The sequence below is a fragment of the Leucobacter albus genome (assembly GCF_039528015.1).
GTDB classification, from domain to species: domain Bacteria; phylum Actinomycetota; class Actinomycetes; order Actinomycetales; family Microbacteriaceae; genus Leucobacter; species Leucobacter albus.
Genome location: NZ_BAAAKZ010000013.1, coordinates 184,005 through 196,066, shown reverse-complemented (window position 1 = coordinate 196,066; position 12,062 = coordinate 184,005). Strand labels below are relative to the sequence as shown.

At 69.6% G+C, this 12,062-nt stretch carries 8 protein-coding genes and 1 other RNA gene; 8 read left to right on the top strand and 1 reads right to left on the bottom strand.

Translation table 11 applies throughout. From position 1 onward, the window contains the following. Positions 1-16 precede the first annotated feature (16 nt). Positions 17-113: signal recognition particle sRNA small type (gene ffs, locus ABD115_RS14055), an RNA gene on the top strand. A gap of 417 nt (positions 114-530) precedes the next feature. On the opposite strand, the gene ABD115_RS14050 is transcribed toward ffs, so the two are convergent. Next, positions 531-1,169 carry a MarR family winged helix-turn-helix transcriptional regulator gene (locus ABD115_RS14050; protein WP_343961926.1) on the bottom strand — a complete coding sequence of 213 codons (639 nt, stop codon included), beginning with the start codon at positions 1,167-1,169 and terminating at the stop codon, positions 531-533. Between the two features lie 138 nt (positions 1,170-1,307). On the opposite strand from ABD115_RS14050, the gene ABD115_RS14045 reads away from it, so the two are divergent. The 7 genes from ABD115_RS14045 to ABD115_RS14015 all read left to right on the top strand — a co-directional run bounded on the left by ABD115_RS14045 (position 1,308) and on the right by ABD115_RS14015 (position 12,010). Next, entirely contained in the window at positions 1,308-2,234 is a 927-nt protein-coding gene (locus ABD115_RS14045) for a hypothetical protein (protein ID WP_343961924.1), read from the top strand. Positions 2,235-2,506: 272 nt separating this feature from the next. Next, entirely contained in the window at positions 2,507-4,621 is a 2,115-nt protein-coding gene (gene pta, locus ABD115_RS14040) for a phosphate acetyltransferase (RefSeq protein ID WP_343961922.1), read from the top strand. Next, the gene (locus ABD115_RS14035; protein WP_343961920.1) at positions 4,618-5,811 is read left to right on the top strand and encodes an acetate/propionate family kinase; all 1,194 of its coding nucleotides are present in this window, start codon (positions 4,618-4,620) and stop codon (positions 5,809-5,811) included. Before pta ends, ABD115_RS14035 begins: the two co-directional genes overlap by 4 nt. 111 nt (positions 5,812-5,922) lie before the next feature. Next, positions 5,923-6,750, top strand: coding sequence for a nitrilase-related carbon-nitrogen hydrolase (locus tag ABD115_RS14030; protein WP_343961918.1), 828 nt, complete (start codon positions 5,923-5,925; stop codon positions 6,748-6,750). Positions 6,751-6,812: 62 nt separating this feature from the next. Beyond that, a complete protein-coding gene (locus ABD115_RS14025) occupies positions 6,813-10,004 on the top strand; it encodes a DNA polymerase III subunit gamma and tau (protein ID WP_425560056.1) in 3,192 nt (1,063 codons plus the stop codon). A gap of 3 nt (positions 10,005-10,007) precedes the next feature. After that, complete coding sequence (recR, locus tag ABD115_RS14020) at positions 10,008-10,616, top strand: recombination mediator RecR (protein ID WP_343961914.1); 609 nt, start codon at positions 10,008-10,010, stop codon at positions 10,614-10,616. A 116-nt stretch (positions 10,617-10,732) separates the two neighbouring features. Beyond that, positions 10,733-12,010, top strand: coding sequence for an aspartate kinase (locus ABD115_RS14015; protein ID WP_343961911.1), 1,278 nt, complete (start codon positions 10,733-10,735; stop codon positions 12,008-12,010). Positions 12,011-12,062: the final 52 nt, after the last annotated feature.

Below are 12,062 nucleotides of genomic sequence, written 5' to 3'. Positions count from 1 at the left end.
GATCCGCTAGACTATTCACTGCCCCTCACGTGGCGATATCTCGGTAAACTCCCCCAGGCCGGAAACGGAGCAAGGGTAGCTGGGCTCTATCGGGTGCGTGAGGGGCGCTTTCTTTTTTGCGGGGCGGGCCGCGCCTGGCCGGCTGCGCCTGGCTGCGTCTGCCCGGCTGCGCCTGCCCGGCTGCGCCTCGCTGCGCCTGGCCGGCTGCGCCTGCCCGGCTGCGCCTGGCGCCGCTTCGGGGCACTTTGCCCCCTCCCCGGGCCTATCTCCGCGCTACCGGGTCTACGGGCCGCCCACCCCTGCACTTGCCTCCGAGCCCACCCTCTTGTTTGCGTGGGTAAGCGGGCGATCTCGGAGGGAAGCCTAGGGATCACGCGGGGAGGGCCCCGATTTGGCGCCGCGCGGGCCCAGGCTGGGCCCCGACTGAGCTGAGACTGCGCCGCCTGGGCCCCCGATTGGGTGGGGAGCGTCGGGTGGCCCGCCAGCCGGTCTCGGTGCCAGCGCCGCCCCTCGCGTCGATAACTCGAGGCCTAGCGGTGCGGCCAGGCCTCGGCAAGCTTCGCGAGCAGCCTCAGCAGCTCGGCGCGTTCGGGCCCGCTCAGCGCAGCGAGTGCAGCGCTCGCCTCATCGCGCTGCTGCCCGCGCACGCCATGCACAAGCTGCAAGCCGGAGTCGGTGAGGCGAACTCGGGTGCGGCGTGCATCGTTCGGGTCTACCTCGCGCACGGCGTGCCCGTGCTCCACAGCCTGTTGCACGAGGCGCGATGCTCGCGGCTGGTCGACGCCAATGTGGTCTGCGAGCTCGCTGATCGACAGCGGTTCGGCGGCGTGTGCGAGCGTGCCGAGTAGCCGCAAGAGTGCCGGGCCGCCGCCGCGGTCATGCCGCCCGCGGCGGCCACCAGCCTGCCGGCCACCCCGCCCGGGTTCGTCGTGTTCGCCGTGCTCAGCGGAATCTGGCCCCCACGAGCCGCCAGTGCGTTCCTCGCCGGGGTGCCCGGCCCAACCGCGCTCGCCCCGCGGGTACCCGCCCCCGGGGTGCGGGTGGCCGCCACGCCCGCCACGCCCACCGCGGCGGCCACGCAGCCTTCCGAGGGCGTCGATGAGGGCGTCTGCCTCGAGTTGAGTCGGGTGCCCCGGTGTCGGTTGCTGAGCGTTGACTGAAGACTCCATGCAGAAAAGTTTACATGTAACTTGACATGATTATTATTCCATGTCACTATACATGTGCATGCAAGATGACATGGAAAACCTCACAGTTCACGAACGAGGCATGCGAAGCGGGTTCAGCCCGCAGGAAAGGACTCACTCATGAGTAACACTCAAGACTTCAACAAGAACAACACCGACAACACCGACAACACCGACAACACCGACGGCATCGCGGGCCGCGACCCGGTTCGCGCGCTGCGCTACTGGCTCCGTGCGGTCGACGCGCTGACCGCTCGTGAGGTGCAGGCTCGGTTCGCCGAGGCCGGTGCTTCGCGCCGCGACCTGCGGGTTCTCAACCTCCTCTCGAGCGAGCGCGAGATTCCAGAGCGACTGAGCGCCCGGCTTGAGCGGGGCGGCAAGCGGCTCTGGTCTCTGGCGGATCGCGGGTGGATCGCGCGTGCAGATGCAGCTGACAACACCGCAGCCAGCATGGGCTGGAAGCTCACAGAGGCCGGAGAGCTCGCACAAGCGAACCTCACTCGGATCGTGCAAGAGGTGCGAGACCGCGTATCTGGAGCGGTGACGGCCGATGACTTTGAAACCACAGTGGCTTCCCTCGAAGCTATGGCGCGCGAGCTCGGGTGGGCCGAGGGCATGCGGCTGCCACGCAGCGGTCGCGGTCGCGGGAGCGGCCACCGCCGCCAGGGTTACCAGAACGGCCACGGCCACGGCCACGGCCACGGCCACGACCGCCACCAGAGCCACCACCACGGCCACGACCACCGCCAGGGCTACCATAACGGCCACGACCACCCCCAGGAGCGCGAGCACTGCAGCGGTCGCGGCTACTCCCGTGGCCAAGGCCATTCCCACCCCTATGACCGCGGTCGCGGTGTTGCCCAGGAGCACGGCGCGTGGCGCGACTGCGGCCACGGCCGGGGCTCCAACCGCGGGTTTGACTCTGGCTACTACGGTGGCGACCACGGTGGCGACCACGGTGGCCATCGCGGTGGCCGCGGTGAACGAAGCGTTGCGTTTGAGCGCGGCTTCGCTGCGGGCTTCGCCGCGGGGCGGCCCCAGGAGTAACCGCTCGAGCAAGCCGTCGATAGCGCTTTGGGCCGGCACCTCACGGGGTGCCAGCCCAAAGCGCCACGCTGCATTCGCACCGCACCGCACCGCACCGCACCGCCCCCCCACCGCACCGCACCGCACCCCACCGCACCGCGCCCCGCACCGCGCCCCGCCCCGCCCCGCGCCCCGCCCCGCACCGCACCGCGTTCCCCCGATGCTCGGTGATGAAACGGCAGGTCGAGCGACAGCTGTGACGATTCCACGGAGGTGAGGAATACACTGAGAGCGTGGCAGCTAGCATCTATCTCACGTCCCCCGAAGGTCGCACGGGTAAGAGCGCAGTCGCGCTCGGCGTGCTCGACGCGCTGAAGGCCGACGTGCCGCGGGTGGGGGTGTTTCGCCCGGTGATCCGCTCCCGCGATGAGAGCGGCGAGCGCGATCGCGTGCTCGAGATGCTCCGCGGCAAGGCGACCCCCGGCCCCTCCTATGACGACTGCGTCGGAGTCACCTACGAGGAGCTCGCGCGCGACGCAGACGAGGCGATGGCGCGCATCGTGAGCGCCTACCGCTCGCTGCAGGCGCAGTGCGACGCGATCGTGGTCGTCGGCTCCGATTACACCGATGTCGCGGCACCGACCGAGCTCTCGACGAACGCGCGCATCGCGGCGAACCTCGATTCGCCCGTGCTACTCGTCGTCGGCGGCCGCGACATGGCCGAGCAGGAGGTGCTTGGCCAGTCGAGCGCCCGCGCGGCAGACGAGCTCGCGACGGTTGTTGAGCTCAGCGTCGCCGAGCTGCACGAGGAGCACGCGAGCCTGCTCGCGACGCTCGTCAACCGCGCCGACACCGAGGCGCTCGCAGAGATCACGGCGGCCGTCACCGCCGTTGTGCCAGAGGGTACCCCGGTCTGGGCGATCCCCGAGCAGCCCCTGCTCGTCGCCCCGCCGGTCGCCGAGATCATGCGCGCGGTCGATGGCGAGCTCGTGCGCGGTAGCGCCGAGCTGCTCGGGCGCGAGGTGAGCAGCATCGTGATCGCCGGCATGTCGATGCCGAATGTGTTGCCCCGGCTGATTGAGGGCGCGGTCGTTGTGATCGCGGCGGATCGCGCGGAGACCCTCCTCGCCGTCTCGATGGCCCATGAGGCCGAGGGCTTCCCCACGCTCGGAGCGGTCGTGCTGAACGGCGACTTTGCGATCCACCCAGACGTTGAGCGACTGCTCGACGGTATCGGTGCTGTGCTCCCCGTGATCCGCACCCCGCACGGCACCTTCGAGACCGCGCAGCGCGTCACGCACGCCCGCGGGCTGCTCACCGAGGAGTCGCCGGTGAAGTTCGATACGGCGCTCGCGCTGTTCCACGAGCACGTCGACACGGCGGATCTGCGCGAGCGGCTCCGGCTGCACCGCGGCAGCGTGCGCACCCCGGCGATGTTTGCGTATGAGCTGTTCGCGCGGGCGGCGCAGGCCGGCGCGCACATCGTGTTGCCCGAGGGGAGCGACGACCGCATCTTGCGGGCGACGAGCACGCTGCTCGCGCGCGGCATCGCGAAGCTCACGCTGCTCGGCGACGAGAGCGCGATTCGCAAGCGCGGGGCCGAGCTCGGGCTCGCGATCGACGGCGCGACGGTGATCGACCCGGCGACGTCGCCCCTGCTCGAGCAGTTCGCTGCGGAGTACGCGAAGCTGCGCGCGCACAAGGGCGTCACGCTCGAAGATGCCCGAGACCGCATGCGCGACGTCAGCTACTTCGGCACGATGCTCGTGCACCTCGGTCTCGCCGACGGCATGGTGTCTGGCGCGGCGAACACGACGGCCCACACCATTCGCCCGAGCCTCGAGTTCATCAAGACGAAGCCTGGCGTTTCGGTGGTTTCGAGCGTGTTCTTCATGGCGCTCGCCGACCGAGTGCTCGTCTACGGCGACTGCGCGGTGAACCCCGACCCGAACGCCGCGCAGCTCGCGGATATCGCAGCATCGTCGGCCGAGACTGCCACGCAGTTCGGGGTGGATCCGCGAATCGCGATGCTCTCGTACTCGACGGGGGAGTCGGGCTCTGGCGCCGAGGTTGACAAGGTGCGCGAGGCGACGGCGCTCGTGCGCGCTGCGCACCCCGAGCTGCTCGTCGAGGGGCCGCTGCAGTACGATGCGGCGATCGACCCTGAGACCGGGGCATCGAAGCTGCCTGGTTCTCAGGTTGCCGGCCACGCGACGGTGTTCATATTCCCCGACCTGAATACGGGCAATAACACCTACAAGGCCGTGCAGCGCTCGGCAGGCGCTATCGCGGTCGGGCCTGTGCTGCAGGGGCTGAACAAGCCGGTCAACGATCTGTCGCGGGGCGCGACGGTGCAGGATATTTTGAACACCGTGGCGATTACGGCGGTGCAGGTGGGGGAGCGATGAGCGCGGTGCTGGTGGTGAACTCCGGTTCATCCTCGATCAAGTATCAGGTGATAGATGAGGCCTCGGGTGAGCGAATCGCCCAGGGCCTCGTTGAGCGCATCGGCGAGGCTGGCGCTGGCAAGGTCATTCACCGGGGCGGCGCGGGCGAATCAGAGACGCAGCAGGATATTCCCGACCACTCGGCCGGGTTCGCCGCGATCGTCGAGGAGTTCCGGGCAGCTGGCACCCCGATCGACGAGCTCGGCATTGTCGCCGTTGGGCACCGCGTCGTGCACGGCGGCAGCGACTTTATCGCTCCGACCCTCGTCGACGACGCCGTCGCCGACCGCATCCTCGAGCTCGCAGAGCTCGCGCCGCTGCACAACCCCGGCCACTTCGCGGCCATCGTCGCGGCCCGCGCGGTGTTTCCCGAGCTGCCGCACGTTGCGGTGTTCGACACGGCATTCCACCAGACAATGCCGCAGCGGGCATATACCTACGCGCTCGACCGCGAGCTCGCCGCCGAGCACGGCATCAGGCGCTACGGGTTTCACGGCATCTCGCACCAGATCGTGTCGCGGCGGGCAGCTGCGCACCTTGGCAGGCCGCTCGAATCGCTGAGGCAGATCGTGCTGCACCTCGGCAACGGCGCTTCAATGTGCGCGATCGACGGCGGCCGTTCGGTCGATACCTCAATGGGGCTCACGCCGCTTGAGGGGCTCGTCATGGGCACGCGATCCGGCAACATCGACGCGGGCGCGATCTTCCATCTACTCCGCCGCGGGGTGAGCGTCGAGGAGGTCGACCGCGAGCTGAACAAGCGCGCCGGCTTCCTCGGAATGACGGGTTCAAACGACTTCCGCGATGTGCGAGCGGCAGCGGCTGCGGGCGACGAGGCCGCGCAGCTCGCAATTGAGGTCTACGTGCACCGCGCCAGGCACTACCTCGGGGCATACCTCGCGGTGCTCGAGGGCGCAGACACCGTCGTCTTCACGGCGGGGCTCGGCGAGAACGGGCCCGATTTGCGTGCGCTCATCTGCGCGGGGTTCGAGTGGTGCGGGCTGCGGCTCGACGCGGCGAAGAACGCCTCGGCCGAGCGCGGGGCGCGCGTGATCAGCGCCGACGACTCGAAGATCACGGTGCTCGTCGTGCCGACCGATGAGGAGGCGGAGATCGCCAAACAGGCGATCGCGCTGGTAGCGTCCGGGTAGTGCGAAGGTGCCGCTGTTGCGTGCGGCGGCGGTGGGCACAGCGCCTGTGGGGTCGGCACCGATGGGCCCCGTGCAGATGAATGTTGCACCGATGAAGACCGAGGAGACAACGTGAAGATCGCAGCGGTACAGCTGACTCCCTCAACCGACCCCGCAGAAAACCTCGCGGCGATGCGTGCGCGGGCCGCTGAGGCCGCCGCAGGCGGCGCTGAGGTGATCGTGTTTCCCGAGCAGACCATGGTGTTGCTGCAGGCCGTGACCGTCGATGCGCTGACCGATATTGCCGCAGAGTGGTGGGCGCGTTTTGTCGCGCTCACCGCCGAACTCGCCGCGGAGCACGATGCGGTGGTTGTCGCCGCGGGGTTCGAGCCCTCGCCAGATGGGCTGCCGTACAACACCGTCATTGCGATCGCGCCAGACGGCACGGAGCTCGCCAGATATCGCAAGCTGCACCTGTACAAGGCGTTCTCGCAGAGCGAGTTCGAGCACACACGGCAGGGCGACGAGCTGCCCCCGGTATTCGACGTCACTCGCGGGGGCGAGACGCTTCGGCTCGGGCTTGCGAACTGCTATGACATTCGTTTCCCAGAGCTGTTTCGCAGCCTGATCGATCGCGGCGCAAACACGCTGGTGGTGGTGGCCGCGTGGGCCTCGGGCCCCGGCAAAGAGGAGCACTGGTCGCTGCTCACGCGCGCTCGCGCGCTCGAGAACGTCAGCTGGCTGGTTGCGAGTGCCGCGGTGGGAGGCGGATCGCGCGGGGCAGCGACAACCGGGCTGAGTCGCATCGTGGATCCGCTTGGCGAGGTTGTCGCCGGGCTCGGGCCGCGCGCCGAGGGCATCGCGATCGCAGACGTCGACCCCGCGGCAGTGGATCGGGCACGCGAGGTGCTGCCCGCGCTCGCGAACCGGCGCTTCTCGCTCGGGTACCGCCTCAGTTGAGTTCTGCACAGCCTGCGAAGACGCCCACGTGAATGTCGGTGCCCGCGGGTAACATGGGTGTCGTGGTAGCAGCACTGTATCGGCGGTATCGGCCAGAGTCATTCTCCGAGATGATTGGGCAGTCTCAGGTGACCGATCCGCTCATGACGGCGCTCCGCACCGGCCGCGTCGGCCACGCGTACCTGTTCAGCGGCCCGCGCGGCTGTGGCAAAACGACGAGCGCGCGCATTCTCGCGCGCTGCCTGAACTGCGCCGAGGGGCCGACCGACACCCCGTGCGGCACGTGCCCGAGCTGCGTCGAGCTCAGCCGCACCGGCGGCGGCTCGCTCGACGTGGTCGAGATCGACGCCGCGAGCCACGGCGGTGTCGACGACGCGCGCGACCTGCGCGAGCGCGCGGTATTCGCCCCGGCACGCGACCGGTTCAAGATCTTCATCATTGACGAGGCGCACATGGTCACCGCGGGCGGCTTTAACGCCCTGCTCAAGATCGTCGAAGAGCCCCCGCCGCACGTGAAGTTCATCTTCGCTACGACGGAGCCAGAGAAGGTCATCGGCACGATTCGCTCGCGCACCCACCACTACCCCTTCCGGCTCATCCCGCCGGCCGCGCTCATCGACTACGTGCAGCAGCTGTGCGACAGCGAGGGCGTGAACGTTGAGCCGGGCGTGCTGCCGCTCGTCGTGCGCTCGGGCGGCGGGTCGGCGCGCGACACGCTCTCAATTCTCGACCAGTTGATCGCGGGCTCCGAGGGCGACAGCGTCACGGCAGATCGTGCGGCCGGCCTGCTCGGCTTCACGCACACCGAACTGCTCGATGACGTCGTTGCCGCGCTCGGCGCCGGCGACCCGGCCGCCGCATTCGCAGCGACCGATCGGGTGATTCAGACGGGGCAAGACCCGCGCCGCTTTGTCGAAGACCTACTCGAGCGGCTGCGCGATCTCATCATTGTGAACGCGACGTCGATCGAGGGCGCCGCGGCGGTGCTGCGCGGCGTGCCGCAAGATCAGCTCGATCGCATGTTCGAGCAGGCGCGCGCATTTGGCGCGAAGGAGCTTTCGCGCACCGCCGACACGGTGAGTGGCGCCCTCGACCAGATGACGGGCGCGACGCCGCCACGGCTGCACCTCGAACTCATGATTGCGCGGGCGCTCGTAGAGCTCTCCGGCGGCGCCGAGGCCGAGACGAGCGTAGCGGGGGCCGCGCAGCCCGCAGGCGCACCTGCGCTGGCGGAGCGCCCGCTGCCGCAGCCGCAGGCCGCTGGGCGCGGTCACTCCCCAGCCCAGGCTGATCGGCAGCCGCAGGGCCAGCCTGGCCAGCAAGCGGCGCAGTCGGTGCCCGCGCAGGGCCAGCCGGGCCAGCAGCCAGCGCAGCCGAGCCTCCCGGCCCAGCCCGCACCCGGCTCCGCGGCGCCAGCCGCCGCGCCCCAGCCCGAGCGGGTGGCGAATGCCGCAGAGACCGCGGCGTCGATTCGAGAATTCTTGCGCAGCGACAGCGCCGGCGCAGCGGCTACTCCGGGTGGTGCTGCTTCGGCGGGCGCTGCTTCGGCTGGTGCTGCTCAGACCGGTGCCGCCCAGGCGGGCGCTGCTTCGGCTGGTGCTGCTCAGACCGGCGACGCTCCGGCCGCGCCGGTTGGTGAGCCCCACCCGGCGGCCTCCGCCGCAGCCGGTCAGGGGCAGCCCGATGCCACCGCACGCCCCACCCACCCGAACGAGGGCGCGGCCGGGTTCGGCCGGCCGATCTCTGATGTGCTGAGCGCTTCGCAGATCGCTTCGATTGGCACGGAGCCTATGGCCGAGGCTCCGGCGCAGCCGGCGGCTTCGCCCGCGCCGGCCGGTGCTGCCCAAGCCGAGCCGACACCCGCTGCATCGTCGGCGCCAGAGGCGTCGGCCACAGCATCGTCGACAGCAGCATCAGCAGCATCAGCAGCAGCAGCATCGGCGGCCGGGGCACCAGCACCCGAGCCTGCGGCACCTGCGGCACCTGCGGCACTTGCGGCACAGCAGGCCCCGAACCCGCAGTCGCCCGGCAGCGATGCTCCGGGGGCCGCCGACTCGTCGGAAGAGTCGGCCGTCGACGCCCTACCCGGCTTTGACGACCTGCGCGAGATGTGGCCCGACCTGCTCGAGGAGCTGCTCGAGTCGAACCGCGATGCGTGGAACGCCGTGCGGCCGGTCGAGCCGCTCGGCCTCGAGGGCGACCTGCTGCTGGTGGGCGTCGCAAATCGCTCCGACCTCGAAGCGTTCAAGTCGGCCGGTGCAGGCCCGCTGCGAGAGACCATTCTCGAGGCTACCGGCATCAGGGTGCGCTATGCCCCGCGCCAGGTTGCCGCGCCGCGGGAGGCCCAGGAGCAGCCGCAACCAAAGCCCAATGCCGGTTCCGCCGACTCTGAGGAGCCCCACCGAGCGGGCCCGCCACCCGAGCACCCGGCACAGCCACCCGTAGATGACCTCGCGGAGCGCGCCGCCGCTCGGCTGAACTCGCTCGGGCCGAAGCTCGCCGCCCCGGCGTGGGCCGGCGCTATTCCAGAGGCACCAAACACCGGCGGGGCAAGCACCGGCATGGAGAGTCATGACGACGGGAGCGCCGACGCGCCCGCAACGCCTGCGGCGTCTGCGGACGCGGCTGAAGGGCCCGCGCCCGCCGCTGTGTCGGCTTCACATGCGCCCGCGGGCGCCCGGGCCGAAGCACCCCATCCAGCTGCGGAGCCCGCACGTTCGGCCCCCGCCCCAGCGGCACTCTCACGCACCGGCGCACCGCAGCCGGGCCCCGCCGACGACGGCTACGGCGAGAACTCGCCCTACGGTGACGGGCCGAGCTACAGCGACGACGAGTACGGGTACCCCGATAGTGACCCGTATGCGCGCGGTGGCGTGCCGGCGGCGACGCGCACGCAGGTAGCACCGGAGCCAGCAGCACCGACCCCGCCGACCCCGCCGACAGCGCAGACTGTGCCGGCAACGGCAACGGCAACGGCAACGGCTCCGGAAACGGCTCCGGCTCCCGCGACCAGCGCCGCTGCACCGGCCGTCGCTCCAGCGGCCACTCCGAGCCAGAGCGGCGGCGCCCCGGCTCCCGCGAGTCAGGGCGGAGGAGCTCCGGCTAGCGCAGGCACGGGTGAAGACGCGACAGACGACGGAGCGCCCGCGGCAAAGACGGCCCCGAAGTTCACGCGCTACGGCGAGGCGGTCGTGCGCGAGGTGCTCGGTGCCGTATTTGTTGAGGAGCGCCCGCTCCCAGAGCCCAGGAGGTAGTCGATGTACGACGGAATCGTGCAAGACCTGATCGACGAATTCGGCAGGCTCCCCGGTATCGGGCCCAAGTCTGCGCAGCGAATCGCGTTCCACATTCTGCAGACGCAGAGCTTCGACGTGTCTAAGCTCGCGGAGCTGCTCACCGAGGTGCGCGAGCGCGTGCGCTTCTGCGAGGTGTGCGGCAACATTACCGAGCAGACGCGCTGCAGCATCTGCTCCGACCCGCGCCGCGACCACACGCTCATCTGCGTGGTCGAGGAGCCCAAAGACGTCGTCGCAATCGAGCGCACCCGCCAGTTCCGTGGGCTGTACCACGTACTCGGTGGCGCGATCAGCCCGATCGATGGCATCGGCCCAGACGACCTGAGCATCCCAGCGCTCATGCGCCGGCTCGGGGAGGCGACGGGTGACGACCGGGTTCGCGAGGTTATTATTGCCACCGACCCAAACCTCGAGGGCGAGGCGACCGCGGCCTACCTGTCGCGGCTGCTCACGAGCATCGACGTGCCGGTCTCGCGCCTCGCCTCCGGCCTGCCGGTCGGCGGCGACCTCGAGTTCGCCGACGAGGTCACCCTTGGGCGTGCGTTCGAGGGCCGCCGCGTCGTCGAGTAGCAGGCGCCGCGCGACGAAGCGCCGCGTCACACCGTGTCACGCTTCGGGGGTCAAGCGGGCTCGGGCATGCGCCGACCGCTAGAATGAAAGCTGGCCCAGAACCAAGGAGGACCCTCGTGGCATTGATCGTGCAGAAATTCGGGGGGTCGTCTGTCGCCGACGCGGAGAGCATTAAGCGCGTCGCCAAGCGCATTGTCGAGACCCGTCGCACCGGCAACGAGGTCGTTGTTGTGGTGAGCGCGATGGGCGACACGACCGATGAGCTGATGGATCTCGCGGCTGATTGCACCCCGATCCCGGCACCGCGCGAGCTCGACATGCTGCTCACCGCCGGCGAACGCATCTCGATGGCGCTGCTCGCGATGACTATCAAGGGCATGGGAGTTGAGGCGCTGTCGTTCACCGGCAGCCAGGCAGGCATGATCACGACCCCAGACCACGGCTCGGCGAAAATCGTCGACGTGACTCCCGGCCGCGTGCGCGAGGCGCTCGACGAGGGCGCGGTGGCTATCGTCGCCGGCTTCCAGGGCTTCAGCCGCGACTCCCGCGACATCACCACGCTCGGTCGCGGCGGCTCAGACACCACCGCCGTCGCGCTCGCTGCCGCGCTCAACGCAGACCGCTGCGAGATCTACACCGACGTCGACGGGGTCTTCACGACCGACCCCCGCGTCGCGCCGCTCGCGAAGAAGATCGACGCGATCTCCTCGGAAGAGATGCTCGAACTCGCCGCCTCCGGCGCGAAGGTGCTGCACCTGCGCGCCGTCGAGTACGCGCGCAGGCACGGCGTCGAGCTGCACGTGCGATCGTCGTTCTCCGGCGAACCAGGAACTGTTGTGTACACGCCCAAGACAGGGCACCCGAAGGGAGATCTTGTGGAAGACTCGGTCATCACTGGCGTCGCAGCTGAGGCAAGCGAAGCGAAGATTACGGTCGGCGGCGTCCCCGATATTCCAGGCAAGGCCGCGCAGATCTTCGAGGTCGTCGCAAAGACCGACGCGAACATCGACATCATCGTGCAGAACATCTCCGCTGCAGACACGAACCGCACCGACATCTCGTTCACGGTGCCGATGGGCGAGGGCCGCAAGGTAACCGAGGCCCTCGAGGCCGCCCGCGAGTCGCTCGGCTACGAGACGCTGCTCTACGACGACCAGATCGCGAAGATCGCGGTCGTCGGGGCCGGCATGCGCACGAGCTCGGGAGTCTCCGCGCAGCTGTTCCGCGCGCTCTACGAGGCGGGCATCAATATTGAGATGATCTCAACCTCAGAGATTCGCATCTCGGTCGTGACCCGCGCCGACCTCATGGAGAAGGCGGTTCGCGTGCTGCACACCGCATTCGGCCTCGACGCCGACGAGACCGCGACGGTATACGCGGGCACCGGCCGCTAGCAAGGCCCCAATTCCCGGCGGGAGCTGTGGCAGGCACCGCCCGCGGATCCGC